This window comes from Streptomyces sp. SAI-127 (genome assembly GCF_029894425.1).
In the GTDB taxonomy this organism is placed as follows: domain Bacteria; phylum Actinomycetota; class Actinomycetes; order Streptomycetales; family Streptomycetaceae; genus Streptomyces.
In genome coordinates, this window is the sequence record NZ_JARXYJ010000001.1 from 2,133,211 (window position 1) to 2,158,199 (window position 24,989).

20 protein-coding genes and 1 pseudogene are annotated in these 24,989 nt (G+C 69.9%); 9 read left to right on the forward strand and 12 right to left on the reverse strand.

The genetic code is table 11. The annotated features are described in order from the left end of the window. Window positions 1–89 precede the first annotated feature (89 nt). Window positions 90–1,673: a FadD7 family fatty acid--CoA ligase gene (locus M2157_RS10065; protein WP_280865056.1), complete on the forward strand. Its 1,584-nt coding sequence runs from the start codon at window positions 90–92 to the stop codon at window positions 1,671–1,673. 213 nt (window positions 1,674–1,886) lie between these two features. Here M2157_RS10065 and M2157_RS10070 read toward each other — a convergent pair whose 3' ends face one another. The 5 genes from M2157_RS10070 to M2157_RS10090 all read right to left on the reverse strand — a co-directional run bounded on the left by M2157_RS10070 (window position 1,887) and on the right by M2157_RS10090 (window position 8,019). Continuing rightward, window positions 1,887–2,840, reverse strand: coding sequence for a LysR family transcriptional regulator (locus tag M2157_RS10070; protein WP_280861476.1), 954 nt, complete (start codon window positions 2,838–2,840; stop codon window positions 1,887–1,889). Window positions 2,841–2,902: 62 nt separating this feature from the next. After that, on the reverse strand, window positions 2,903–3,115 hold the full coding sequence (locus M2157_RS10075) for a formate dehydrogenase subunit delta (protein ID WP_280865057.1): 213 nt from the start codon (window positions 3,113–3,115) through the stop codon (window positions 2,903–2,905). 1 nt (window position 3,116) lies between these two features. After that, on the reverse strand, window positions 3,117–5,933 hold the full coding sequence (gene fdhF / locus M2157_RS10080; protein ID WP_280865058.1) for a formate dehydrogenase subunit alpha: 2,817 nt from the start codon (window positions 5,931–5,933) through the stop codon (window positions 3,117–3,119). Next, window positions 5,930–7,543, reverse strand: a complete 1,614-nt coding sequence (locus tag M2157_RS10085) for an NADH-quinone oxidoreductase subunit NuoF (protein WP_280861479.1) — start codon at window positions 7,541–7,543, stop codon at window positions 5,930–5,932. The genes fdhF and M2157_RS10085 overlap by 4 nt, the downstream gene beginning before the upstream one ends. Then, window positions 7,540–8,019, reverse strand: coding sequence for a formate dehydrogenase subunit gamma (locus tag M2157_RS10090; RefSeq protein ID WP_266510187.1), 480 nt, complete (start codon window positions 8,017–8,019; stop codon window positions 7,540–7,542). Before M2157_RS10090 ends, M2157_RS10085 begins: the two co-directional genes overlap by 4 nt. Window positions 8,020–8,303: 284 nt before the next feature. Here M2157_RS10090 and M2157_RS10095 point away from each other — a divergent pair, with 284 nt between their 5' ends. Further along, entirely contained in the window at window positions 8,304–8,993 is a 690-nt protein-coding gene (locus M2157_RS10095; protein WP_280861480.1) for a GntR family transcriptional regulator, read from the forward strand. A gap of 18 nt (window positions 8,994–9,011) precedes the next feature. Here the strand turns inward: M2157_RS10095 and M2157_RS10100 are convergent, their stop codons facing one another. After that, entirely contained in the window at window positions 9,012–9,818 is an 807-nt protein-coding gene (locus M2157_RS10100) for an acyl-CoA dehydrogenase family protein (protein WP_280861481.1), read from the reverse strand. Between the two features lie 141 nt (window positions 9,819–9,959). Here M2157_RS10100 and M2157_RS10105 point away from each other — a divergent pair, with 141 nt between their 5' ends. After that, the gene (locus M2157_RS10105; RefSeq protein WP_280861482.1) at window positions 9,960–10,652 is read left to right on the forward strand and encodes a GntR family transcriptional regulator; all 693 of its coding nucleotides are present in this window, start codon (window positions 9,960–9,962) and stop codon (window positions 10,650–10,652) included. Between the two features lie 37 nt (window positions 10,653–10,689). On the opposite strand, the gene M2157_RS10110 is transcribed toward M2157_RS10105, so the two are convergent. From M2157_RS10110 to sucC, 5 genes are all read right to left on the reverse strand, one after another. Beyond that, window positions 10,690–11,211, reverse strand: coding sequence for a carbonic anhydrase (locus M2157_RS10110; RefSeq protein WP_280861483.1), 522 nt, complete (start codon window positions 11,209–11,211; stop codon window positions 10,690–10,692). Between the two features lie 29 nt (window positions 11,212–11,240). After that, window positions 11,241–12,470 carry a formyl-CoA transferase gene (gene frc, locus M2157_RS10115; protein ID WP_280861484.1) on the reverse strand — a complete coding sequence of 410 codons (1,230 nt, stop codon included), beginning with the start codon at window positions 12,468–12,470 and terminating at the stop codon, window positions 11,241–11,243. Between the two features lie 83 nt (window positions 12,471–12,553). Next, complete coding sequence (locus M2157_RS10120) at window positions 12,554–14,110, reverse strand: aldehyde dehydrogenase family protein (RefSeq protein WP_280865059.1); 1,557 nt, start codon at window positions 14,108–14,110, stop codon at window positions 12,554–12,556. Window positions 14,111–14,204: 94 nt separating this feature from the next. After that, the gene (gene sucD / locus M2157_RS10125) at window positions 14,205–15,104 is read right to left on the reverse strand and encodes a succinate--CoA ligase subunit alpha (RefSeq protein ID WP_280865060.1); all 900 of its coding nucleotides are present in this window, start codon (window positions 15,102–15,104) and stop codon (window positions 14,205–14,207) included. 11 nt (window positions 15,105–15,115) lie between these two features. Further along, complete coding sequence (gene sucC / locus M2157_RS10130; RefSeq protein ID WP_280865061.1) at window positions 15,116–16,246, reverse strand: ADP-forming succinate--CoA ligase subunit beta; 1,131 nt, start codon at window positions 16,244–16,246, stop codon at window positions 15,116–15,118. A gap of 211 nt (window positions 16,247–16,457) precedes the next feature. On the opposite strand from sucC, the gene frc (M2157_RS10135) reads away from it, so the two are divergent. The 3 genes from frc (M2157_RS10135) to M2157_RS10145 all read left to right on the forward strand — a co-directional run bounded on the left by frc (M2157_RS10135) (window position 16,458) and on the right by M2157_RS10145 (window position 20,664). Continuing rightward, window positions 16,458–17,681 (forward strand): formyl-CoA transferase, encoded by a 1,224-nt coding sequence (frc, locus tag M2157_RS10135; protein ID WP_280865062.1) that lies wholly within the window; start codon window positions 16,458–16,460, stop codon window positions 17,679–17,681. 174 nt (window positions 17,682–17,855) lie between these two features. Beyond that, window positions 17,856–19,247 carry an OFA family MFS transporter gene (locus M2157_RS10140; protein WP_280861489.1) on the forward strand — a complete coding sequence of 464 codons (1,392 nt, stop codon included), beginning with the start codon at window positions 17,856–17,858 and terminating at the stop codon, window positions 19,245–19,247. Window position 19,248: 1 nt separating this feature from the next. Next, on the forward strand, window positions 19,249–20,664 hold the full coding sequence (locus tag M2157_RS10145) for an OFA family MFS transporter (RefSeq protein WP_280865063.1): 1,416 nt from the start codon (window positions 19,249–19,251) through the stop codon (window positions 20,662–20,664). A 727-nt stretch (window positions 20,665–21,391) separates the two neighbouring features. Here M2157_RS10145 and M2157_RS10150 read toward each other — a convergent pair. Further along, window positions 21,392–22,066 carry a GntR family transcriptional regulator gene (locus M2157_RS10150; protein WP_280868184.1) on the reverse strand — a complete coding sequence of 225 codons (675 nt, stop codon included), beginning with the start codon at window positions 22,064–22,066 and terminating at the stop codon, window positions 21,392–21,394. 244 nt (window positions 22,067–22,310) lie between these two features. Here M2157_RS10150 and M2157_RS10155 point away from each other — a divergent pair, with 244 nt between their 5' ends. The 3 genes and pseudogenes from M2157_RS10155 to fdhD all read left to right on the forward strand — a co-directional run bounded on the left by M2157_RS10155 (window position 22,311) and on the right by fdhD (window position 24,921). Next, window positions 22,311–23,282 carry a 2-dehydropantoate 2-reductase gene (locus tag M2157_RS10155; RefSeq protein WP_280865064.1) on the forward strand — a complete coding sequence of 324 codons (972 nt, stop codon included), beginning with the start codon at window positions 22,311–22,313 and terminating at the stop codon, window positions 23,280–23,282. Window positions 23,283–23,329: 47 nt separating this feature from the next. Then, window positions 23,330–24,061 (forward strand): annotated as a pseudogene (locus M2157_RS10160) (molybdopterin dinucleotide binding domain-containing protein); the annotation flags it as partial. 8 nt (window positions 24,062–24,069) lie between these two features. Further along, window positions 24,070–24,921 carry a formate dehydrogenase accessory sulfurtransferase FdhD gene (gene fdhD, locus M2157_RS10165; RefSeq protein WP_280861493.1) on the forward strand — a complete coding sequence of 284 codons (852 nt, stop codon included), beginning with the start codon at window positions 24,070–24,072 and terminating at the stop codon, window positions 24,919–24,921. Window positions 24,922–24,989: the final 68 nt, after the last annotated feature.

The following is a 24,989-nucleotide window of genomic DNA, read 5'->3' on the forward strand; positions in this document are numbered from 1 at the left end:
CCGTTCGCCAGCGGGTATTGGACGCGCACCGGGTGCCACCGCACGCTCGCAATGGATGTGTCGTCGGACCTGTGCGAGGGGGTGGGGTCATGGCCGTTCCGGCCGCGGCATCCGTGCGTGACGCGAACCGGTACCGGCCTTCGGAGGTCACGGGCCTTGTCGACCTCCTCGACCGGCAGGTACGTGAACGCCCGTACGGCCGCGCTCTCGTCGTGACCGGCGAGCGTGTGCACCTGTCGTACCGGGGGCTCGCGTCCCTGGCCGACGACGTGGCGGCCCGGCTCGGTGGTGCGGGGCTGCGCCGCGGTGATGCGGTCGGCCTGATCGGTGCCAACACGGCGGAGTTCGTCGTCGGGTTGCTCGGCGCGGCGCGGGCCGGGCTGGTGGCGGCTCCGCTGGATCCCACCCTGCCCGCGTCGCAACTGTCCGCGCGGCTGCTGGCATTGGGGGCGCGGGCGGTTCTCCTCGATCCGTCGATGCCCGGTGTCGTCCCGCTTCCGGTGCCGGCCTGGCCACTGCGGGTGGAGGTCTCCCGGGCGGGGACGGCTGCGGTGGTACTCGAATCCGGCGTCTGCGACGTGTCGCAAGTCGGGGGCGCGGCCGGTGAGTTGTCGGACCGGGACGCGCTCGTGCTGTTCACCGCCGGCACCACCGACCGGGCGAAGATGGTCCCGTTGACGCACGCCAATGTGGCCGCCTCGCTTCGGAACATCTGCGCCACCTACGAGTTGGGTCCCGGGGACGCGACGGTCGCGGTGATGCCGTTCTTCCACGGCCACGGGCTGTTCGCCGCGCTGCTTGCCTCCCTGGCGAGCGGGGGCTGTGTGCTGCTGCCCGAGCGGGGGCGGTTCTCGGCGGGCACGTTCTGGGACGACATGCGGGCCGTGGGCGCCACGTGGTTCACGGCGGTGCCGGCGATCCACGAGATCCTTCTGGACCGGTCGGAGCGGGAGTACCCGGGTCCGCAGGCGCCGCGTCTGAAGTTCGTCCGCAGTTGCAGCGCGCCCCTCAACACGGCGACGCAGCGGGCGCTGGAGCGCACGTTCGGTGCGCCGCTGCTGTCCGCGTACGGGATGACCGAGTCCTCGCACCAGGCGACCAGCGAACCGCTGCCGCAGCGGGGAGCGCTCAGGCAGGGGTCGGTGGGCCGGCCGACCGGGGTCGAGGTGCGCGTCGTGGACCGGGGCGGGCGACCCTGTCCCGTGGGTGTCGAGGGCGAGGTGTGGGTGCAGGGGCCCACGGTCGCCCGGGGTTATCTCGCCGACGGCGACGAGTCGGCGCGGACCTTCGTCGACGGGTGGCTGCGCACCGGTGATCTGGGCGCGCTGGACGAGGACGGGTATCTGTCGCTGACCGGGCGGATCAAGAACCTCATCAACCGGGGTGGGGAGAAGATCTCGCCCGAGCATGTCGAGGACATCCTGGCCGGCTGCCCGGGGGTCGCGGAGGCGGCCGTGTTCGCGGTGCCCGACGCGGTGTACGGGCAGCGGGTCGGTGCCGCCGTGGTGGTGCGTGAGCCTGACGGCGTCCGGCGCGAGGAGATCCTGCGGTACTGCCGTGACCGGCTGGCCGCGTTCGAAGTGCCGGACCGGCTCGAGCTGGTCGCCGCCCTGCCGTACACCGCGAAGGGAGGCCTGGACCGGAAGGCGGTGCAGGCGCGGTACGCACCCTGACGGGGGCAGTCGGAGACGGCGCCCCAACGGGGCAGTCATGGGGGCAGCGCCCTGACGGGCAGTCGGGGCGGCGCCCGCCGTGCCCGGCAGGGAGCGGCCGGGCAAACGAGGAGGTCGTCCCGGACAGGCCCGCCGCCGCGCCGCCGTACATCGCGGAACGAGAACCGGACCGGAGAAAGCAGCGCCGGCCGGACACCCGCACCCTGGCGGAGCTCAGCGCACCCGGTGTTCGGGGGGCAGTGGGCGGGCGAAGAAGTCGTCCAGGGAGAGGCCCGTCGCCGCGTTGACGAAGGCCCGGGCGGCGACCGAGCCGGGGGTCGCCGCGTGGATCGCCACGGAGACCTGGGCTCCGGCCTCGGGGTCGACCAGCGGCAGCGCTCTCGTCCGGCCGACCACCGGCATCGCGCGCAGCCAGGTGTGGGGCACGATGCTCGCCCAGCCACCGCCGCCCACGTGCGCGTAGAGGGAGGCGATCGAGTCCGTCTCGACCTGCGGGGTCACCACGTACCCCTTCTCCGCGAACACGGTGTCGACGATCTGGCGGATCCGCATGTCCGGCGTCAGCAGCGCGAGCGGCAACTGGGCCGCGTCCGCCCAGGAGACGGTGGCGGACTGGGCCACCAGCTGGTCGTCGGAGACCAGGAGCATGTATCTCTCCTGGTAGAGGGGGACGACCTGGAGGCCCTCCTGGTCGTCCGGGTCGAAGTGGGCGATGGCCACGTCGAGTTCGTAGTCGCGCAGCTGCCGATGGAGTTCCTTCGTCGACAGCCGGGAGCGGACCTGGACCTTGGCCAGCGGGTGCGCCGCGCAGAACGCGGCCACGGGAAGGGCGAGGGTCGTGGACGCGGTGGGGTCGGTGCCGAGCCGCAGGGTCCCCGTGATGCCGGACTGCACGGCGGCCACCTCGGCCTTGAAGGCGTCCTGCTCGGCGAGGATCCGCTTGGCCCACACCACGAGCCGCTCGCCCTCCGGGGTGAGGCCCTGGTAGTTGTGGCCGCGGTTGATCAGCGTGACGTTCAGCTCCCGTTCCAGCTTGGCGATCGCCGCCGAGAGCGCGGGCTGGGAGACGTAGCAGGACTCCGCCGCCCGGGCGAAGTGCCGTTCCCTCGCCACCGCCACGAAGTATTCGAGCTGCCGGAACAGCATGAGCGGCTCCTCCCTGCCCATGGGATCACTGGCTCCATACTGTATGCAGTGTGGAGTGATGTACAGGGAGGAGACCGCACAGGTCAGCGCAGAAGCTTCACCGCGGCCACCACGAGGGGGTCGAGGCCGTCCACCCCGGCATCGACGAAATCGTGGAGGCGGCTCCGCATACGCGGGTCCCAGAACCTGCCGATGTGCCCCGCGATCGCCTCCGCGGCATCCTCCCCCTGAAGGTGTCCGAGGTTTCTGGCGATGTCGTTGGCCATCCTGCACTCCGACGGCACGGTCGCTGTCATCTCAGTCCACCACCGTCACGAGGTCGTTCCCGGCGGCTTCGGTCTCGCTCGACCGGTCCGGACGGGCGAGCGCCACCTGTACGGCGGTCACCTTGTACTCCGGGCAGTTGGTCGCCCAGTCGGAGTTCTCCGTGGTCACCACGTTGGCGCCGGTGACGGGGTGGTGGAACGTGGTGTACACGACCCCGGTCGGCATACGGTCGGAGAGCTCCGCGCGCAGAGTCGTCCGCCCGACACGGCTGGCCAAGGTGACCATGTCGCCGTCGTTGATGCCGCGGTCCTCGGCGTCGTGCGGGTGCAGCTCCAGGACGTCCTCGGGGTGCCAGGCGACATTGCCGGTACGACGGGTCTGCGCGCCGACGTTGTACTGGCTGAGGATGCGGCCCGTGGTGAGGACCAGCGGGAAGCGCCGGGTGCTGCGTTCGTTGGTCGGCACGTAGGAGGTGACCACGAACTTGCCCTTGCCGCGCACGAATGCGTCCACGTGCATGACGGGCGTGCCCTCGGGTGCCTCCTCGTTGCACGGCCACTGGACGCTGCCGAGCTTGTCCAGGAGGTCGAAGGAGACTCCGGTGAACGTCGGCGTGACCGACGCGATCTCGTCCATGATCTGGCCCGGATGGTCGTAGGACATCTCGTAGCCCATGGCGGTGGCGATCTCGCTGACGATCTGCCACTCGTGCTTGCCCGTCTTCGGCTTCATCACCGCGCGTACCCGGTTGATGCGGCGTTCGGCGTTGGTGAAGGTGCCGTCCTTCTCCAGGAAGGACGCCCCGGGCAGGAAGACGTGCGCGAACTTGGCCGTCTCGTTGAGGAACAGGTCCTGGACGACGACGAGTTCCATCGCCTCGAGGGCCGCGGTGACGTGCTTGAGGTTGGGGTCGGACTGGGCGATGTCCTCGCCGTGGACGAACAGGCCGCGGAAGGTGCCGTCGATGGCCGCGTCGAACATGTTGGGGATGCGAAGTCCCGGTTCGGCGAGGAGGGTTCCGCCCCAGAGGTTCTCGAAGACGGTCCGGACGGCGTCGTCGGAGACGTGCCGGTAGCCGGGGAGTTCATGGGGGAACGAGCCCATGTCGCAGGAGCCCTGCACGTTGTTCTGGCCGCGCAGCGGGTTCACGCCGACGCCGTCGCGGCCGATGTTCCCGCACGCCATCGCGAGGTTGGCCATTCCCATGACCATGGTCGAGCCCTGGCTGTGCTCGGTGACGCCGAGGCCGTAGTAGATGGCCCCGTTGGGCGCTTCGGCGTACAGCCGTGCGGCGGCCCGGAGTTCGGCGGCCGGTACGCCGGTGATCTCCTCGACGGACTCCGGGCTGTTCTCCGGGCGAGCGATGAACTCGGCCCACTCGTCGAAGCCTTCGCACCGCGCGTCGACGAAGGAGCGGTCGACCAGGCCCTCGGTGACCACGACGTGCGCCATCGCGTTGACCACGGCCACGTTGGTGCTGGGCCGGAGCTGGAGGTGGTGCCGCGCCTCGATGTGCGGCGAGCGCACGAGGTCGATGCGGCGCGGGTCCACGACGATCAACTGGGCGCCCTCGCGCAGCCGGCGCTTCATCCGGGAGGCGAACACCGGGTGACCGTCGGTGGGGTTGGCGCCGATCACCATGATGACGTCGGCCTCGGCGACCGAGCGGAAGTCCTGGGTGCCGGCCGACTCGCCGAAGGTCTGCTTGAGGCCGTAGCCCGTCGGGGAGTGGCAGACGCGGGCGCAGGTGTCGACGTTGTTGTTGCCGAAGGCCGCGCGGACCATCTTCTGTACGACGTAGACCTCTTCGTTGGTGCACCGCGAGGAGGTGATCCCGCCGATCGCGCTCGAACCGTGCCGGTCCTGGATCTCGCGCATCCGCCGGGCGACCGTGCCGATCGCCTCGTCCCACTCGACCTCGCGCCAGGGGTCGGTGATCCGGTCGCGGACCATGGGCTTGAGTTGCCGATCGGGGTGGGTGGCGTAGCCGAAGGCGAAGCGGCCCTTCACGCAGGAGTGGCCCTCGTTGGCGCCGCCGTCCTTGTACGGCACCATGCGCACGAGTTCGTCGCCGCGCAGCTCGGCCTTGAAGGAGCAGCCGACCCCGCAGTACGCGCAGGTGGTCACCACCGACCTGGTGGGCATGCCCAGTTCGACGACCGAACGCTCCTGGAGCGTGGACGTCGGACAGGCCTGCACGCAGGCCCCGCAGGAGACGCACTCGGAGTCCATGAAGGTCTCGCCGGCGCCCGGCGAGACCTTGGAGTCGAAGCCGCGGCCCTCGATGGTGAGGGCGAAGGTGCCCTGGACCTCGCCGCAGGCGCGCACACAGCGGGAGCAGGCGATGCACTTGGAGGGGTCGAAGTCGAAGTACGGGTTGGAGGTGTCCTTCTCGGCGTCGAGGTGGTTCTCGCCCTCGTAGCCGTAGCGGACCTGCCTGAGGCCCACCACCCCTGCCATGTCCTGGAGTTCGCAGTCACCGTTGGCCGGGCAGGTCAGGCAGTCCAGGGGGTGGTCGGAGATGTAGAGCTCCATGACGCCCTGGCGGAGCTTCTCCACCTTCGGCGTCTGGGTGCTCACCTTCATGCCGTCGGCGCACGGGGTGGTGCAGGACGCCGGGGTGCCGCGCCGTCCGTCGATCTCCACCACGCACAGCCGGCAGGAGCCGAACGCCTCCAGGCTGTCGGTGGCGCAGAGTTTGGGTATGTCGACGCCGGCCTGCGCGGCCGCGCGCATCACCGACGTGCCCTCGGGGACGGTCACCGCCAGGCCGTCCACCTCGACGGACACCGTCGCCGGGCCGGGCCTCTCGGGGGTTCCGAAGTCGGGTTCCTTGAGGAGTGTCATGCCGTGCCCTCCGTCCTCGGGCCCGTCGCCTGTACGGGCTGGATGTCCAGGAGTCGACGGCCGCCGAGGAAGTCGTCGGGGAAGTGGGTGAGGGCGCTGCGCACGGGCAGCGGGGTCAGCCCGCCCATCGCGCACAGCGAGCCCTCGGTCATCAGGTCGCAGAGGTCTTCGAGCAGGGCGAGGTTCTCGTCCCGGTGGGTGCCGGCGACGATCTTGTCGATCACCTCGACGCCGCGCACCGCGCCGACGCGGCACGGTGTGCACTTGCCGCAGGACTCCTCGGCGCAGAACTCCATCGCGAAGCGGGCCTGCGCGGCCATGTCGACGCTGTCGTCGAAGACGACCACTCCGCCGTGGCCGACCATCGCCCCGGCCGCCGCGAACGCCTCGTAGTCCATGGGCAGATCGAACATCGACTCCGGCAGGTACGCCCCCAGCGGGCCGCCGACCTGCGCGGTGCGCACCGGGCGTCCGGAGTGCGTCCCGCCGCCGTACTCCTCGATGAGGTCCCGCAGGGTGATGCCGAAGGCGGTCTCCACGATGCCGCCGTGGGCGATGTTGCCGCCGAGCTGGAACACCTGGGTGCCGCGGGAGCGTTCGACGCCCAGTTGCTCGTACGCCTGCGCGCCCTCGGCCATGACCACGGGCACGGTGGCGAGGGTGAGGACGTTGTTCACCACGGTCGGTTTGCCGAACAGGCCCTCGATCGCCGGGATCGGCGGTTTCGCGCGGACCATGCCGCGCTTGCCCTCCAGGCTCTCCAGCATGGAGGTCTCCTCGCCGCAGATGTACGCGCCGGCGCCGACGCGGACGTGCAGGTCGAAGTCGAGGGCGGAGCCGAGGATGTTCTTGCCGAGCCAGCCGTGCTCGCGGGCGATCCCGATCGCCCGGCGCATCGTGGCCACCGCGTCCGGGTATTCCGAGCGGATGTACAGGTAGCCCTCGCTCGCTCCGACCGCGTGTGCGGCGATCGTCATGCCCTCGATGAGCATGAACGGGTCGCCCTCCATGACCATCCGGTCGGCGAAGGTCCCGCTGTCGCCCTCGTCGGCGTTGCAGCAGACGAACTTCAGCTCGTCGGCGCAGTCCAGCACGGTCTTCCACTTGATGCCGGCCGGGAATCCGGCGCCGCCGCGGCCGCGCAGTCCGGACGCGGTGACCTCGGCGACCACGTCCGCGGGGGCGAGCTCCAGGGCGGCGCGCAGTCCCGCGAGGCCGCCGTGGGCTTCGTAGTCCTCGGCCGACAGGGGGTCGGTCACTCCGACTCTGGCGAAGGTGACGCGGTTCTGGCGTGCCAGCCAGGGCAGTTCGTCGACGAGACCGAGCCGCAGGGGATGATCGGCGCCGTCGAGCAGGCCCGCAGCCAGGAGACCCTCGACGTCTTCCGGGGTCACCGGACCGTAGCCGACGCGCCCTTGGGGAGTGACCACCTCGACCAGGGGCTCCAGCCACAGCATGCCGCGCGATCCATTGCGTACGACGTCGAGGGCGAAGTCGCCGTGGGCGGCAGCGTGTTGAAGGGCCTGCGCGACCTCGTCCGCGCCGACGGACCTGGCCGCGGAGTCGCGGGGGACGTACACGGTGGCCATGGAGTGCGTTGGGTTGTTCATGAGGAGACCGTCCCGTTGAGGATCGAGCCCAGCCGGGCCGGGCCAACTCGTCCGTACAGCCGTCCGTTGGCTTCCACCGACGGACCGAGCGCGCAGTTGCCGAGGCAGAAGACCTGCTCGACGGTGACCGAACCGTCCGCCGACGTCTCGCCCAGGGGCAGTCCGGACTGGCGTGCGTAGCTCACCAGTTGGTCGGCGCCCAGCGCCTGGCAGGCCTCGGCGCGGCAGATGCGCACGGTGGTGCGGCCCGCGGGCTCGCGACGGAAGTCGTGGTAGAAGGTCACCACTCCGTGGACGTCCGCCCGGGAGAGGTTGAGCTCCTCGGCGAGCACCGGCACGGCCTCCTGCGGCACATGGCCCAACTCGGCCTGGACGGCGTGCAGTACGGGCAGCAGCGCACCGCGCTCGCCCCGGTGACGGGCCACCACCCTCCGGACCACGCTCTCGACCGTCACGTCACTCCCGCTGGTCGTCATGATCGCTTCGCCTTCCGTCACGCGGGTCCCCGGCGAGGGATGCAGGGACTCCGACCATACTCCATACAGACTTCTGTATACACAACCCTGCAGCATCGCAAGCAGAGGGAGAAGTGCGGACGCCGGACTGCGCGTCAGGTGCGCCCACCAGGGCGGACCTCGCGGGGACTCCCGCCATGTTGCATACCAAAACCTGTATGCTGGCGCGGCCGTTCGGCAACCCTCCGGATGGCCCCACTTGGCAGAGCCGCCACCCGCGACACCGGCGGCAGAACGGGACAACCATGCGCGAGGCACTCACGGCCGCAGCGTCCCGGCGCGTCACCCGCCCGGCACCGCTGCGTCAGGCCGTGTACGACGCCCTGACCGAGCTGATCGTCAACGGCTCCCTCAAGCCGGGCCAGCATCTGGTCGAGGCCGAGCTCGCCGAACACCTCGGCGTCAGCCGTCAGCCGGTCCGCGAGGCTCTCCAGCGGCTCCAGACCGCCGGCTGGGTCGATCTGCGGCCCGCCCAGGGCGCCTTCGTCCACTCCCCCACGGAGGAGGAGGCCGCCCAGCTCCTCGGCGTCCGCTCGGTCCTGGAGACCTACTCGGCCCAGCTCGCCGCGAAGAACGCGAAGCCCGAGGACATCGCGCGTCTCGACGAACTCCAGCTGGACGGGATCGCCGCTCTCGCCGACGGCGACGTCGAGCGCCTGGTCGCGGCCAACACCGCGCTGCACGACTTCATCACCGCCGTCGCCGACAACGCCGTGCTGGCCGAACTGATCGCCCAGGTCGGCCAGAAGGTCCGCTGGTACTACACGCCCATCGCCAAACCCCGCGGCAAGGAGGCCTGGAACGAGCACACGCAGCTCATCAGGGCCATCGCCAAGGGAGACGCGGACCAGGCGGGCGAGGTCATGCGCAAGCACACCGAGCGTACGACCGACTTCTACCGCAGGCAGATCGCGGCCAGGGCGAACCAGGACTGACGTTTTCCCGGGCACGGTTCAGGACGCGGCGAGCGAGCCGGCGGGGCGGCGGACGCTCCCGGGGTCGAGGGTCGGTGGGCGGCGGGTCCCGGCGGCGGCCCGCAGTTCGAGCAGCCAGGGCAGGACCGTGCGCAGCACGATGTCGAGTCCGCCGCCGTCCGCTCCGAGCATCGCCTCCGCGGGCACCAGCACCGGGTCGGCGAACACCGTGGAGGTCGCGCTGCCGCGGGGTCCCACGGCGCCGGGCCGTGCCGGGACGAACAGGTCCGGGGCGTGCGCCGGGACCGCCCAGAGCGTCAGCCCGTCGGACGCGGTGAGGGGGCGGGAGGACCAGACGTACAGGTCGGCCTCCCCCGCCGCGACCACTCGCTGCTTGCGGGCCCGCAGGGCCACCACCTCACCGGAACGGGTGGCCACGGAGCGCGGCACGAGGAGCTGGGTCTCGGCCGTCGGCCCGTCGCCCTCGGCCTCCGACCCCCCATCGGACTCGGCGAGCGCAAGACTGGCGAGGTGGCGTCCGGCGGCGATCTCGCCTCGCGTCCAGGGGCCGCCGTATGCCTCGATGACGGCGACGGCCGTGTAGTGGGACTGGAGGACGGCCGCCGTCGCCGGGCAGACGCGCGCGGTCCGCGCGACCACGTCGGCGGCCTCCGGCAACCCCCGTCCCCCGCCGCCGAATCCGGTGGAGACGGTGAGTCCCAGCAGCCCGGCGCGGCCGAGGGCCGTCACGGCGCCGCGAGGGAACCGGCCCTGGACGGCGGTTGCTTCGGCGACGGGTCCCACGGCACTGGTCAGGACTTCGGAGAGAGCGGTGCGGTACGACACGGGGCGACCCCCTCGGGCGTGGCTGCTGTTCCACTGTCGAATGATGATTGCATACAGTATTCTGCATGGGAAGGTCACCGCGCCAGGGGTCCAGCCGGGCAACTTCCGGGACCCACCAGCCGAACGAGGGAGACAGGGCCCATGCCCGACACACCCACCGTGACAGCCCGTGGCCCGATCAGCAGGCCCACCCCGCTCCGCCAGGCCGTCTACGAGGCCCTCACCGAACTGATCATCAACGGCTCGCTCACCCCCGGCCGGCACCTCGTCGAGGCCGAGCTGGCGGAGAGCCTCGGGGTGAGCCGGCAGCCGATCCGGGAGGCGCTGCAGCGGCTCCAGACCGCCGGCTGGGTCGACCTGCGCCCTTCGCAGGGGGCGTTCGTCCACTCCCCCACCACGCAGGAGTGCGCCCAACTCCTCAGCGTCCGGGCCCTCCTGGAGACCCACTCCGCGCGCGGCGCGGCCCAGCACGCCACCGCCCGTGATGTCGCCCGGCTGTGGGAACTCCAGCAGACCGGTCTGAGCGCCCTCGCGGCGGGGGACGCCCGGGCCATCGTGGAGGCGAACGCCGCCCTCCACGGCCACATCACCCTGCTGTCCCGCAACGCGGTCCTCGCCGAACTCATCCCCCAGGTCGACCGGCGGGTGCGCTGGTACTACATGCCCATCGCCAGGCCCCGCGGCAAGGACGCCTGGAACGAGCACGCGAGGATCATCGAGGCCATCGGCGAGGGTGCCGCCGACCGTGCCGAGGAGCTCATGCGCCGGCACACCCGGAACACCACCGACTTCTACTGCGAGCAGATCGCCGCTGTGGCCGGCCGGGACGACTGACCCCGGCCGGCCACCACCGCCAACGGGCAAGGGCGGCTCAGGAGTTCGGTTCGATCTCCCGCAGCAGCCCGGTCGTCACGTCGAAGACGAACCCCCGCACATCGTCGGTGTGCGGGAGGAACGGCGAGGTGCGCACTCGTTGCATGGACTGCCGTACGTCCTGGTCGACGTCCCGGAATGCCTCCACCGCCCACGCGGGACGCTGGCCGACCTCCAGTTCCAGTTCGTGCCGGAAGTCCTCGGTCAGGGTCTGGAGACCGCAGCCGGTGTGGTGGATGAGCACCACACTGCGGGTGCCGAGCGCACGCTGACTGATCGTCAGGGAGCGGATCGTGTCGTCGGTGACGACTCCCCCGGCGTTGCGGACGGTGTGGCAGTCGCCGAGCGCGAGTCCGAGCGCGGCGTGCAGATCGAGGCGGGCGTCCATGCACGCGACGACGGCCACGCGCAGAACGGGGCGGGCGCCCATGCCGGGGTCGGTGAATCGGGCGGCGTAGGCGCGGTTGGCTTCCACGAGCCGGTCGGTGACCGTCGCGGTTCGGGGTGCTGAAGTCGACATGTGGGGCTACCTCACTCCGGTCGAGTCGGTCAGATGACGCCCTGCTCCTTGAGCTGCGGCAACTCGGCCCGGGAGAGTCCGAGTTCGCCGATGTAGATGTCTTCGTTGTGCTGGCCGAGGAGGGGTGGGGTGGTGATGGTGGTGGGGGAGTCGGAGAGTTTGAGGGGGTTGCCGACGGTGGTGAAGGTGCCGCGTTCGGGATGCCCGACTTCGACGATCATGTCGTTCGCGGCGAGTGAGGGGTCCTCGATGATCTCTTTCGGGGACAGGATCGGCCCGCACGGGATGTCGTGGCTGTTGAGCTGCTGAAGGACCTGCCACTTGGGCAGCGTCGAGGTCCATTCCTCGATCAGCTGGAACATCTTCGCCAGCTTGGGAAGGCGGGCCTCGGGGGTGGCCCACTCCGGGTCGTCGGCCAGTTCGGGCCGGCCGATCAGTGCGGCCAGGGGTGTCCAGCCGACCGGCTGGACGATGACGTACACGTAGTCGTTGGGGCCGCCGGGCGCGCACCTGACCGCCCAGCCGGGCTGCCCGCCCCCCGAGGCGTTGCCCGAACGGGGCACCTCCTCGCCGAAGTCCTTGTTGGGGTACTCCGCGAGCGGGCCGTTCGCCAGGCGCTGCTGGTCACGGAGTTTGACCCGGCACAGGTTGAGCACCGCGTGCTGCATCGCCACGTTCACCCGCTGCCCGCGCCCGGTCCTCTCGCGCTGCAGCAGCGCGGCCAGGATGGCGGCCACCGCGTGGATCCCGGTCCCGGAGTCACCGATCTGCGCGCCGGTCGCCAGCGGCGGCCCGTCCTGGAAACCGGTGGTGGCCATCGAGCCGCCCATCGCCTGCGCCACCACCTCATAGGCCTTGAAAGCGGTGTAGGGGCCGTCCCCGAAACCCTTGATCGAGGCATACACGATCCGCGGGTTGATCTCCCGGATCCGCTCCCAGCTGAACCCCATCCGCTCCACCGCACCCGGCGCGAAGTTCTCCACCATCACATCCGCACCCCGGATCAAAGCGGTCAGGATCTCCTGTCCCCGCTCGGTCTTGGTGTTCAGCGTGATGCTGCGCTTGTTGCAGTTGAGCATCGTGAAATACAGCGAGTCCACCTCCGGGACATCCCGCAGCTGCCGGCGCGTGATGTCCCCGCCCGGCGCCTCCACCTTCACCACATCCGCCCCCAGCCACGCCAGCAACTGCGTCGCCGACGGACCCGACTGCACATGCGTCATGTCCAGCACCCGCACACCCTCAAGAGCCAACGTCATGCTCGCCACCCCATCTCTGCGTCGTCGTGTGTTCGCCGGTGGCCGGGCGGCCGCCCCTCCAGGGGCCGCCGCCCGGACTCGCCTCACGGCATCAGCTGGTACTCGGGGAAGTTCCCGGGCAGCCGCTCGCCGGCCGGGCCCCGGGTGACCGCGCGCACCAGCAGTTCGCCGCCGACGAAGGCGCCGCGCCAGGAGGCGCCGAACCCGCCGAACAGCTCGTCCCGGTCACCGCGGGAACGCGGCTTGCCGTGACCGACCTTGAACGCGCGGATCTGCGGGGCGAGCCGGTCGAAGGTGGCCCGGTCGTCGGTGGACAGGGTGGCCACCAGGGCACCGTTGGAGGCGTTCATCGCGGCGAGCAGTTCCGCCTCGGTGTCGACCAGGACGATGGTGTCGACCGGGCCGAAGGGCTCCGCGTGGTGCAGGGGCGAGGACGGGGGCGGGTTGAGAAGGGTGACGGGCTGGACGTACGCGGAGGTGTCCTGGCCGGACAGGAAGCGGGCGTCCGCCTCGCTGCCGCGGTGGACCGGGACGGCTCCGCGGTCGATGGCCTCGGCGACCTGGTCGCGCAGTTCCTTCGCCTTGGCGGCGTTGATCACCGGTCCGAAGTCCAGTGCCGGGTAGGGGTCGTCCGGGTGCTCGACGGCGAGCGGGTGCCCCAGGCGCAGGGTGCGCACCGCGGGAAGGTAGGCCGCCAGGAACTCGTCGAACAGCTCGCGCTGGACGACGAACCGCGGGTAGGCGGTGCAGCGCTGTTTGCCGTAGTCGAAGAGCTTGGGGATGACGGCGGCCAGCGTGTCCCAGTCGGTGTGGTTCCAGATCCCCCAGGTGTTGAGTCCCTCCTGTTCGAGTACGTGACGCTTGCCGAGGTCGGCGACGGCCGTGGCGACGGCGGCTCCGGTGTCGCGGCCGCCGACGAAGGAGACACAGCCGATCTCGGGCGCCCGCACCAGCGCCTCCGACAGCTCTCCCCCGCTGCCGCTGACGAGGGTGACGGGGATACCCTCGCGGGCGGCCAGCGCGCAGGCCAGGGTGAGACAGGCGACGCCGCCGTCGGTCGGGGTCTTGGCGATGACCGCGTTGCCCGCCAGGGCCTGTACCAGCATGGCGTGAACGAGCACGCTCATCGGGTAGTTCCAGCTCGCGATGTTGGACACCGGGCCGTCCAGCGGGGCCCGGCCCTCGACCATCGGCTCGATGCCGTCGACGTACCAGCGCACGCCGTCGATGGCCCGGTCGACGTCCGCCTGCGCGAGGCGCCAGGGCTTGCCGATCTCCCAGACCAGCAGGAGCGCGAGGAGTTCGCGGTGCTGGGTGAGGGCGTCGAGGGTGGCCGCGACGCGGGCCCGGCGCTCTTCGAGCCGTATGTGCCGCCAGGCGCGGTGCTGGTCGAGGGAGGCGCGGACGGCCTGGTGGGCGGCTTCCCGGTCCAGGCGCGGCGGGCCGGCGATCGGGCTGCCGTCGACGGGGCTGGTGGCGGGCAGGGCCCGGCCGTCGGCCCGCCAGGCGGAGGCCCAGAGGTTGAGGACGCGGTCGTCACGGAAGGCCTCGGGGGCGACGGCGAGGCAGCGCTGCCAGGCGTCGTTCCAGGAGGTACCGGACTTCACCACGAGCTGGGTGGAGTTGAGGGTGGTTGTCATGCGATGTCTCCGCTCTCGGTGCACAGTCGGGGGCGGGGTAAGGGGGACGCGGCGGGGCCGGAGGGGACTCCGTCCGCCGCTGTGTGGTTCCGGGTCAGGCCTGAGGGGCCTCGCGGACCGTGTCCAGGAGGGCGAGCACGAGGCGGGCCGTCTCGGTGGGGGTGTTCCCGACCTTGACGCCGACCGCCTCCAGCGCCGCCTTCTTCGCCTGCGCGGTACCTGCCGAACCGGACACGATGGCGCCCGCGTGGCCCATGGTCCTGCCCTCGGGCGCGGTGAATCCGGCGATGTAGCCGACGACGGGCTTGGTGACGTGCTCACGGATGTAGGCGGCCGCCCGCTCCTCGGCGTCCCCGCCGATCTCCCCGATGAGGACGATCAGTTCGGTGTCGGGGTCGTCCTGGAAGGCGGCGAGGCAGTCGATGTGGGTGGTGCCGACGACGGGGTCTCCGCCGATGCCGACACAGGTGGAGAAGCCGATGTCGCGCAGCTCGTACATGAGTTGGTAGGTGAGCGTGCCCGACTTGGACACCAGACCGACCCGGCCGGACCGGGTGATGTCCGCGGGGATGATGCCCGCGTTGGACTGGCCGGGGGTGATCAGGCCGGGGCAGTTGGGGCCGACGATCCGTGTCCCCTTCTTCTTCGCGTACGAGGTGAAGGCGACGGAGTCGTGGACGGGGATGCCTTCCGTGATGACGACAGCCAGTCCGATGCCGGCGTCGGCGGCCTCGACAACTGCCGCTTTCGCGAAGGCGGGTGGCACGAAGACGACGGTGACGTCGGCTCCGGTCGCCCGCATGCCGTCGGCGACCGAGCCGAAGACGGGGACGACACGGTCGTCGAAGTCGACCGTCTGCCCTGGCTTGCGCGGATTGACGCCGCCGACCACGTTGGTGCCCGCCGCGAGCATGCGCCGGGTGTGTTTCATGCCCTCGCCGCCGGTCATGCCCTGGACGAGGACCCTGGACTCCTTGGTCAGGAAGATGGCCATGTCCCGCTCCTTCAACTGGCTTTGGCGAGTTCGGCGGCACGGCGGGCGGCGCCGTCCATGGTGGTGGCCTGCTGGACCAGGGGGTGGGCGTGCTCGTCGAGGACGGCCCGGCCGCGGACGGCGTTGTTGCCGTCGAGGCGTACGACGAGCGGCTTGGTGAGCCGGACCTCGTCCAGGGCCCGGACGATGCCGGCGGCGACCGCGTCGCAGGCGGTGATGCCGCCGAAGACGTTGACGAACACGGACTTCACCGCCGGGTCCGACAGGATGACCCCGAGTCCGTCGGCCATGACCTGGGCCGATGCACCGCCTCCGATGTCGAGGAAGTTGGCGGGCCGGGCTCCGCAGCCGGCGACCACGTCGAGGGTCGACATGACCAGGCCGGCGCCGTTGCCGATGACGCCGACCTCGCCGTCGAGCTTGACGTAGTTGAGGCCCTTCGCGGCGGCGGCCGCCTCCAGCGGATCGTCGTACGCGAGGGTGTCGTCACTCCAACGGGCCTGCCGGAAGCGGGCGTTGTCGTCGAGGGTGACCTTGCCGTCGGGGGCGAGGATGTGCCCCTGCCGGGTGCGGACGAGCGGGTTGACCTCGACGAGGACCGCGTCCTGGCGGACCAGTACCTCCCACAGTCGTACGAGAACGTCGACGGTCTGCGGTGGCAGTCCGGCCGCGTCGGCGATCTCGCCCGCCTTCGCCGAGGTGACACCCTCGGCGGGGTCGATGTGTATACGGGCGACCGCCTCCGGGCGGGCCGCGGCGACCTCCTCTATCTCCATGCCGCCCTCCGCCGAGGCGATGGCCAGGAACCGGCCCGCGGCCCGGTCGAGGACGTAGGCGACGTAGAACTCGGTCTCGATGTCGACGGGCTGGGCCAGCATGACCTTGCCGACCGTGTGTCCCTTGATGTCCATGCCGAGGATCCGGCGTGCCGCCCGCTCGGCCTCGGCCGGGTCGGCTGCGAGCCGGACACCGCCCGCCTTGCCCCGGCCTCCGGTCTTGACCTGCGCCTTGACGACGACGCTGCCGCCGAGCCCGCGGGCGATCGCACGGGCCTCCTGGGGGGAGTCGGTGACCTCCGCCCTCGGCACCGGGATTCCGTGTTCCTCGAAGAGGGCCCGGGCCTGATGCTCGTACAGGTCCATGATGAGGCTCCCGTCTGAAAGTGATGCACGACTGAAAAGTGCTGCACGCCCCCTGGACATCACCCACCGGATGCGGGATAACAATCTTCATACAGTATTCGTCGACTGTATGCAATGTGCCAACAGGGGTCAGCCCAGCGCATCGCCGGAACGTTCAAGGCAACCGACAGACGCTCAAGGCAACGGACAAGTGAGGTGGCTTGTGTCGAGGATGGCTCTTGAGGGTGTGCGGGTGCTGGACATGACGCATGTGCAGTCGGGTCCGTCGGCGACGCAGTTGCTGGCGTGGCTGGGGGCGGATGTGGTGAAGGTGGAGGCGCCGGGCGGGGACATCACGCGCCGGCAGCTGCGGGATGTCCCGGAGGTGGACTCGCTGTATTTCACGATGCTCAACTGCAACAAGCGCAGCATCACGCTGAACACCAAGACCGAGCGGGGACAGGAGATCCTGACCGCTTTGATCCGGGGTGCGGATGTGATGGTGGAGAACTTCGCGCCGGGTGCGGTGGAGCGGATGGGGTTCAGCTGGGAGCGGATCCGGGAGATCAACCCGCGGATCGTGTATGCCTCGATCAAGGGTTTCGGGGACGGCCCCTACACCGCTTTCAAGGCCTATGAGGTGGTGGCGCAGGCGATGGGCGGCTCGATGGCCACCACCGGTTTCCAGGACGGGCCGCCGCTGGCGACCGGCGCGCAGATCGGTGACTCCGGGACCGGGATCCACGCGGTGGCCGCCATCCTGGCCGCGCTGCTGCAGCGCGAGAGGACCGGGCGCGGGCAGCGGGTGAACGTGGCGATGCAGCACGCGGTGCTCAACCTGTGCCGGGTCAAACTCCGTGACCAGCAGCGCCTGGCGAACGGCCCGCTCGCGGAGTACCCCAACAAGGACTTCGGCGAGGAGGTGCCCCGTTCGGGCAACGCCTCGGGGGGCGGGCAGCCCGGCTGGGCGGTCAGGTGCGCGCCCGGCGGCCCCAACGACTACGTGTACGTCATCGTCCAGCCGGTCGGCTGGACACCCCTGGCCGCACTGATCGGCCGGCCCGAACTGGCCGACGACCCGGAGTGGGCCACCCCCGAGGCCCGCCTTCCCAAGCTGGCGAAGATGTTCCAGCTGATCGAGGAATGGACCTCGACGCTGCCCAAGTGGCAGGTCCTTCAGCAGCTCAACAGCCACGACATCCCGTGCGGGCCGATCCTGTCCCCGAAAGAGATCATCGAGGACCCCTCACTCGCCGCGAACGACATGATCGTCGAAGTCGGGCATCCCGAACGCGGCACCTTCACCACCGTCGGCAACCCCCTCAAACTCTCCGACTCCCCCACCACCATCACCACCCCACCCCTCCTCGGCCAGCACAACGAAGACATCTACATCGGCGAACTCGGACTCGGTGACGAGGAGTTGCGTCTGCTCAGGTCGGGCGGGGTGATCTGACGTGGTGAACCGGAGCCACGTCCCGGCGCCCTTGGGCGGTGGTCCATGACGTGAATGAGCACGGGGTCCGACGGCGGTGCGCGTCGGCGGACCCCGGGGATCCGTGCGCGCACGAAAGGAATTTGGACAGGGGGCGCTGGCCAGATCTTTCGACGCAAGGAGTGCTTGAAGACTATGACAACCATCGACTATTCGTCGTCCGCCGCCTTCAGGGAGGTGACGGACCGCAACGGCCGCGTGTACCGGATCGGCGAGACCGACCGGCACATCATGGGACGGCCACGATGGACCATGGTGCTCTTCCCGTGGATGGGCATGCTGGGCATCAGTTCCTCGGAGTACGCGTTCACGTCGGCCGAGGACACACTGCACGAGGCGCATCTGTGGAGCAGTGGGCACATCTTCTGGCTGATGGGCGTCTGGGTGTTCTTCCAGGCGGCCGTGGCCTTCCCGGCCGGGCAGTTGCGGGAGAGCGGAAAGCTCCCGGCCCGCTACGCGATGATGGTCGGCGCGCTGGGCACGATCCTGGGCTATCTCTCGCTCGCGTTCGCACCGAACGTGATCGTCGCCTATCTCGGATTCGGTGTGTGCAGCGGCATCGGCGCCGGCTTCGTCTACGCGACCTGCGTGAACATGGTCGGCAAGTGGTATCCGGAGCGCAAGGGCGGCAAGACCGGCATGGTCAACGGCGGTTTCGCCTATGGCTCGGTGCCCTTCGTCTTCCTGTTCACCTCGTACATGGACCTGAGCAACTACCGGGGCGTCCTGGTGGCGGTGGGCCTGGTCTGCTGCTCGGTGGTGGCGTTCGCGGGCTGGTTCTTCAAGGACCCGCCGAAGAACTGGTGGCCCCCGCACGTCGACCCGCTGAAGATGACCGACGACCCCAAGATCCGGCGCGCACTGGAGAAGAACCCGCCGGCCGTCAAGCAGTACACCCCGAAGGAAGCGGCACGTACGCCCGTCCTGTGGATGATGTGGTTCTGCCTGCTGTGCACGGCCGGAATCAACATCTTCGGCATCGCCTTCCAGGTGCCGTTCGGCAAGGACATGGGCTTCGCGGGCGGGATCGTGGCCACGGCGATGTCGCTGAAGGCGATCGTCAACGGCACCGGGCGCGGTGTGATCGGCTGGATCTCCGACAAGTTCGGCCGTCGCAACACGCTGATCATCGTGTGTCTGGTGCTGGGCACCGCGCAGTTCGGTGTGCTGGTCTCCGGCCAGATGGGCAGCATGCCGTTCTTCCTCTTCTGCTCCATGGTCTCCGGCTTCGGCGGCGGCGCGATCTTCCCGCTGTTCGCCGCGATGACGGCCGACTACTTCGGTGAGAACAACAACGCCTCCAACTACGGCATGGTCTACAGCTCGAAGCTCATCTCGGGCCTCGTGGGCTCCGGTGTCGGCTCGATCGTGGTCGGCGTGTGGGACTACGAGGGCGCGTTCGTCCTGGCCGGCTGCATCGGCCTGGGCTCCGCGGTGCTGGCGCTCTTCCTGAAGGCGCCCGGCCGGCCCAAGACCAGTCGCAGGACGGTACCCAACCCGCAACCGCTCGGCGAGGAAATGGCCTGACATGACGGCAGATCCGTACGCAGCACGCAGCGAGACCGACAAGACCGCACACTCCACCGCCGCACAACGTCCCTACCGAGAAGTGACCGACGCCAACGGCCGTGTCTACCGCATCGGCGAGACCGACCGGGACATCCTCGGCCACTCGCGCAAACTCATGGTGTATCTGCCCTGGATCACCATGATGGCCATCAGCGTCTTCGAGTACGCGTACGGCTCGGCAGAGGACACCCTGTCCCACGCCCACGGCTGGACGCAGAGCAACACCTTCTGGATCCTCAGTGTCTGGGTCTTCTTCCAGGCCGGCATCGCCTTCCCGGCGGGCTGGCTGCGGGAGAAGGGCATCCTGACCGCCCGCAAGGCCATGTACATCGGCTCGGGCATGTGTCTGATCGGGTTCCTCGCCCTGTCGCACCTCGACAACGTGCTGCTGGCGATCCTGGGATTCGGCGTCATCGGAGGTATCGGCGCCGGACTGGTCTACGCGACCTGCATCAACATGGTCGGCAAATGGTTCCCCGAACGCCGGGGAGCTAAGACCGGGTTCGTCAACGGCGGCTTCGCGTACGGATCACTGCCCTTCATCTTCATCTTCAACTACGGCTTCGACACCGCGAACTACCACCGCGTGCTGGACCTCATCGGCTGCTACATCCTGATCGTGGTCGTCGGGTGCGCGTTCTTCTTCAAGGACCCGCCGAAGAACTGGTGGCCCGCGGACATCGACCCGCTCAGCCACGGCGGCAGCGAGAAGGGGGCCGGAGCTCTCGCCAAGAACCCTCCGGCCGTACGGCAGTACACGCCGAAGGAGGCCGTCAGGACCGGCATGCTTCCCCTCATGTGGATCGCCCTCGTCATGACCGCGGGGGTGTCGATCTTCGGGATCTCCTTCCAGGTCGACTATGCCAAGGAGGTGGGTTTCGGCCCGCTGGTGGCGGCCTCCTCGATGGGTGTCATGGCGGTCATCAACGGCGTCGGGCGCGGGGTGGTGGGCTGGCTGTCCGACAAGTGGGGCCGTAAGTCCACGCTGGTGTTCGTGATCGTCGTGCTGGGTCTCGCCCAGTTCGGAGTGATCTGGGCGGGCGACATCAGGAGCGAGTCGCTGTTCCTGGTCTTCGCGTTCCTCTCCGGGTTCGGCGGCGGCGCGTTCTACCCGCTGTTCGCGGCGCTCACCCCCGACTACTTCGGGGAGAACTTCAACGCCTCCAACTACGGGCTGGTGTACAGCGGCAAGCTGATCAGCGGCCTGTTCGGCGGCGGCCTCGGCTCCATGGTCGTCGCGGCCTGGGGCTACGACGGGGCGTACGCCCTGGCCGGCGCCACCTCGATGGTCGCGGCGGCGATCGCCCTGCTGCTACGGCAGCCTGGACGGCCCCGGGGCGGCGCGTCGGCGCCGCAGCCACAAGCCGCGGTCTGAGCGAGGCAGTTCGAACCGGACCAGGCGGCCCTCCGCCTCGGCACTCGCCGGGGTAGGGCCGCCTCATCCGATGGTTCGGTGCCCACGGCCACGGCGGCAGCCCAGGGGTCCCGGGCTCCGGACACGAGGCAGCGAACGCGACCGCGGAACGCGAAAGCAGCCGGCCCGGGCCGAGGCCGGCTGCCTTGCTGCTCGGCGGCGCGGGGGCTCGGGGGCTCGGGGGACCCTCCGTCTCAGCCCTCGCCGGGGTAGGGCCGCCTCATCCGATGGTTCGGTGCCCACGGCCACGGCGGCGGCCCAGGGGTCCCGGGCTCCGGACACGAGGCAGCGAACGCGACCGCGGAACGCGAAAGCAGCCGGCCCGGGCCGAGGCCGGCTGCGAGGCTGCTCGGCTACCCAGATGCTCGGCGCCCGGCTGCCTTGCTGCTCGGCGGCGCGGGGGCTCGGGGGCTCGGGGGACCCTCCGTCTCAGCCCTCGCCGGGGTAGGGCCGCCTCATCCGATGGTTCGGTGCCCACGGCCCAGAGGTTCAGAGCTCCGGACGTTAGGCAGCGACCGCAACCGCAAAACAGCCGGCCCGGGCCGATGCCGGTTTCCTGGCTGCCCAGCGGCTCAGGCGACTCTGGCGGCTAGGGCGGCAGCCTGTCGCCCCGCAGCCGCGTCGCGGTCGCAGTCACAGCCACAGCCACAGCCACAGACGCAGACGCAGACGCAGACAGGATCGGAGGCTACTTCTCCCGGTCGTGGTACATCTTCCGCGTCTGTTCCGTGTGTTGGCGCATAACGGCGGTGGCGCGCTGCTCGTCGCGGTCGGCGATCGCGGCGATCAGCTCACGATGCTCGATCCAGGACTGCTGCCCGCGCTGCCGGGCGATCGGCGTGTAGTACCAGCGCACCCGGCGATCCACCTGCCCCGCCAACTCCGCCAGAACCGCGTTGCCCGCCAACTCCATGATCGTGGCATGCAGCCGGGCATTCAGAGCCACCGCCGCATCCACATCGTCCGCGGCAACCGCACTCTCCCCCTGCGCACACAACTCCTCCAGCACGGCAATACCCGCACTGCCCGCATTCGCCGCAGCCAACCGCGCCGCCTCCGCCTCCAACAACGTCCGCACCGTCAGCAGCTGATCAGCCTCCTCATCCGTCGGCTCATGCACGAACGCACCCTGAGCAGGCCGCAGATCCACCCACCCCTCAGTGTTCAACCGCTGCAACGCCTCACGCACCGGCTGCCGCGACACCCCCAGATGCCCCGCCAACTCACTCTCCACCAAATGCTGACCCGGCTGCAGAGCACGCGTCGTGATCAGTTCAAGCAACGCCCCGTACACCCGATCACGCAGCGGACCGGGGCGCTCGAGCCTGGGCACCGTCCCGTACGGCAGTCCTGTGGTCGGCAACATCGCGGTCCCTCCTGTACAGCGGGTCGTCGCTGCAGCTGAGAGCCAATTATGAATTGGTTTTCGCCTACAGTCTACGGCGCACAAACCACCGCGGGCCAAGGCTGTACAAGGGCGTCGCAGCAGCTCAACAGGCTTGGTGACGTCACGACCCTTGCTGAGCACTCCCTCCATCCTGTAGACAATATCCAGTCGACAAAGTCGGCAGTTCCTCGGTCACCCTCACCGAACGGAGCTTCCACCCATGAAAGTCGCAATCCTCGGCGCCGGAGCCATCGGTGCCTACGTCGGCGCGGCACTCCACCGCGCCGGCGCCGACGTCCACCTCATCGCCCGCGGTCCGCACCTGGCGGCCATGCGGCGGCACGGTGTCCAAGTCCTCAGCCCCCGCGGTGACTTCACCGCTCACGCCCATGCCACCGACGACCCGGCCGAGATCGGCCCGGTCGACTACGTCTTCCTCGGTCTGAAGGCCAACTCGTACGCGGCGTGCGGGCCGCTCATCGAACCCCTTCTCACCGACACCACCGCGGTCATCGCGGCCCAGAACGGCATCCCCTGGTGGTACTTCCACCGGCACGGCGGCCCGCATGACGGCCACCGCATCGAGAGTGTCGACCCGGGCGGTGCGGTCAGTGCGGTGCTCGCACCCGCCCGGGCCATCGGCTGTGTCGTCTACGCGGCGACCGAGCTCGAAGGGCCGGGTGTCGTACGGCATTTGGAAGGCACCCGGTTCTCCATCGGGGAGCCCGACCGCAGCCTCTCACCCCGGTGCGAGGCCTTCAGCGAGGCCATGCAGGCGGGCGGCCTCAAGTGCCCGGTCGAGCCGAACCTCCGGGACGACATCTGGCTCAAGCTGCTGGGCAACATCTCCTTCAACCCCATCAGCGCGCTGGCCCGTGCCACCATGCGCCAGATGTGCCTGCACGGCGGTACCCGCAAGGTCATCGAGACCATGATGGCCGAGACTCTCGCGGTCGCCGAGGCCCTCGGCTGCACCGTCGGTGTCTCCATCGAACGCCGCCTCGCCGGCGCCGAACGGGTCGGCGACCATCGCACCTCCACGCTCCAGGATCTGGAGCGCGGCAAGCCCCTGGAACTCGACGTGCTCCTCACCGCCGTCATCGAGCTGGCGGAGATCACCGGCGTGGACGTGCCCACACTCCGCACCGTCCACGCGCTCTCCGACCTCCTCGCGATCCGGTCCGCCGCATGACGGATCTGGGCACCTACGCCATCGGGTCGGGACCTCGGATCCGGCCGAACGCCGGGTCCGAGGTCCCGATGGCCCATGCGATCGGCCGGGAGATCATCCGGGCGGGCCTGGCCGACCGGGAGTTCATCGACCGTGCGACCCAAAACTTCGAGGAGTACAGACAACTCGTCGAACCGTGGACGGTGTCGCTCGCGGTGAAGGTGACGGGCATACCGGCCGCCGTCATACGGGAGTTGGCGCACGCCTACGCGCGGGGCGAGCCGTTCCGGGCTTACGACGGCACCGAGCACGAGGAGGACCGCGCGCTGATCAACCTGCAACTGCTCACCGGCCGGGGACACACCGATCGAGAGCGGCGTACACCCTTCCACCTGATCCCGCACACCCCTCCCGTCGACCTGACGGACGAGGAGTATCCGGTCAGGCTCACCAAGGGCCGCCGTATGGACTCGTACAACGCCCGCCTGCAGAAGGGTGGTTCGGGCTCGTCGTTGCGGCGTGCCGAGTGTGTCGAGCTGAGTCCGGAGGACGCCGAGCGCTACGGCGTGGTCGTCGGCGAGCAGGTGCGGGTCGCCACCCGGCGGGGTTCGACGACGGCACCGGTGTGGGTGGATCCGGCACTGCGGCCCGGTGTGGCGTTCATGACCGGCCGCCCGCCGGACGGGTCGGACGCCGACGAGTGGTCTGCCAGGGTCAGTTGTCCGATCGCGGGGGCTGCGGAGTTCGAGGCCGCCGCGATTCGGATCGAGAAGATGCCCGTCGTGGCGATACGGAACTGAGGCCGGACATGGGACGAGTCACGGAACGACGCAAGGTGATCCGCATCCGCGACGGGGCGATCTCCTCCCGCCCCGACACACTGGTCGCCGAGGAACCGCTGGAGATCCGCCTCAACGGCAAACCCCTCGCCATCACCATGCGCACCCCCGGCGACGACTTCGCACTCGCCGCCGGCTTCCTCGTCAGCGAAGGCGTCCTCGCCCACCACAGCGACCTGCGCAACATCGTCTACTGCGCCGGAGCCACCACCGACGGCTCCAACACCTACAACGTCGTCGACGTCACCACCGCCCCCGACACCCCCATCCCCGACATCACCCTCGAACGCAACGTCTACACCACCTCCTCCTGCGGCCTGTGCGGCAAAGCCAGCCTCGACGCCGTACGCACCACCACCCGCTGGCCCCTCTCCGACACACCCCCGGTCCGTATCGAACCCGACCTCCTCGCCAGCCTCCCCGACCGGCTCCGCGCCGCCCAACGCGTCTTCGACCGCACCGGAGGCCTGCACGCCGCCGCCCTGTTCACCGAACACGGCGAACTGATCGACATACGCGAAGACGTCGGCCGCCACAACGCCGTCGACAAACTCATCGGCCGCGCCCTGCAACACAACAACCTCCCCCTCACCCGCGTCATCCTCCTCGTCTCCGGCCGCGCCTCCTTCGAACTGGCACAAAAAGCCGTCATGGCCGGCATCCCGATCCTCGCCGCCGTCTCCGCACCCTCCTCCCTGGCCGTCGACCTCGCCACCGAAACCGGCCTCACCCTCGTCGGCTTCCTCCGCGGCCACTCCATGAACGTGTACGCGGGAGAGGACCGCATCACCCTGCAGGCCGTCGCGGCCGCCCAGGGCTGACGGTCCTCCCCGCTGCACGAACGGCGGGACCCCGACCGGCGGGGAGCGCCCCCTGCGCCGTCGGGGTC

Bases quoted from the DNA above. Each gene is read 5' to 3' on its own strand.
- M2157_RS10065 (WP_280865056.1), top strand. From the start codon at position 90: ATGGCCGTTCCGGCCGCGGCATCCGTGCGTGACGCGAACCGGTACCGG.
- M2157_RS10070 (WP_280861476.1), bottom strand. From the start codon at position 2,840: ATGGGCAGGGAGGAGCCGCTCATGCTGTTCCGGCAGCTCGAATACTTC.
- M2157_RS10075 (WP_280865057.1), bottom strand. From the start codon at position 3,115: ATGACAGCGACCGTGCCGTCGGAGTGCAGGATGGCCAACGACATCGCC.
- fdhF (WP_280865058.1), bottom strand. From the start codon at position 5,933: ATGACACTCCTCAAGGAACCCGACTTCGGAACCCCCGAGAGGCCCGGC.
- M2157_RS10085 (WP_280861479.1), bottom strand. From the start codon at position 7,543: ATGAACAACCCAACGCACTCCATGGCCACCGTGTACGTCCCCCGCGAC.
- M2157_RS10090 (WP_266510187.1), bottom strand. From the start codon at position 8,019: ATGACGACCAGCGGGAGTGACGTGACGGTCGAGAGCGTGGTCCGGAGG.
- M2157_RS10095 (WP_280861480.1), top strand. From the start codon at position 8,304: ATGCGCGAGGCACTCACGGCCGCAGCGTCCCGGCGCGTCACCCGCCCG.
- M2157_RS10105 (WP_280861482.1), top strand. From the start codon at position 9,960: ATGCCCGACACACCCACCGTGACAGCCCGTGGCCCGATCAGCAGGCCC.
- M2157_RS10110 (WP_280861483.1), bottom strand. From the start codon at position 11,211: ATGTCGACTTCAGCACCCCGAACCGCGACGGTCACCGACCGGCTCGTG.
- frc (WP_280861484.1), bottom strand. From the start codon at position 12,470: ATGACGTTGGCTCTTGAGGGTGTGCGGGTGCTGGACATGACGCATGTG.
- M2157_RS10120 (WP_280865059.1), bottom strand. From the start codon at position 14,110: ATGACAACCACCCTCAACTCCACCCAGCTCGTGGTGAAGTCCGGTACC.
- sucD (WP_280865060.1), bottom strand. From the start codon at position 15,104: ATGGCCATCTTCCTGACCAAGGAGTCCAGGGTCCTCGTCCAGGGCATG.
- sucC (WP_280865061.1), bottom strand. From the start codon at position 16,246: ATGGACCTGTACGAGCATCAGGCCCGGGCCCTCTTCGAGGAACACGGA.
- frc (WP_280865062.1), top strand. From the start codon at position 16,458: ATGGCTCTTGAGGGTGTGCGGGTGCTGGACATGACGCATGTGCAGTCG.
- M2157_RS10140 (WP_280861489.1), top strand. From the start codon at position 17,856: ATGACAACCATCGACTATTCGTCGTCCGCCGCCTTCAGGGAGGTGACG.
- M2157_RS10145 (WP_280865063.1), top strand. From the start codon at position 19,249: ATGACGGCAGATCCGTACGCAGCACGCAGCGAGACCGACAAGACCGCA.
- M2157_RS10155 (WP_280865064.1), top strand. From the start codon at position 22,311: ATGAAAGTCGCAATCCTCGGCGCCGGAGCCATCGGTGCCTACGTCGGC.
- fdhD (WP_280861493.1), top strand. From the start codon at position 24,070: ATGGGACGAGTCACGGAACGACGCAAGGTGATCCGCATCCGCGACGGG.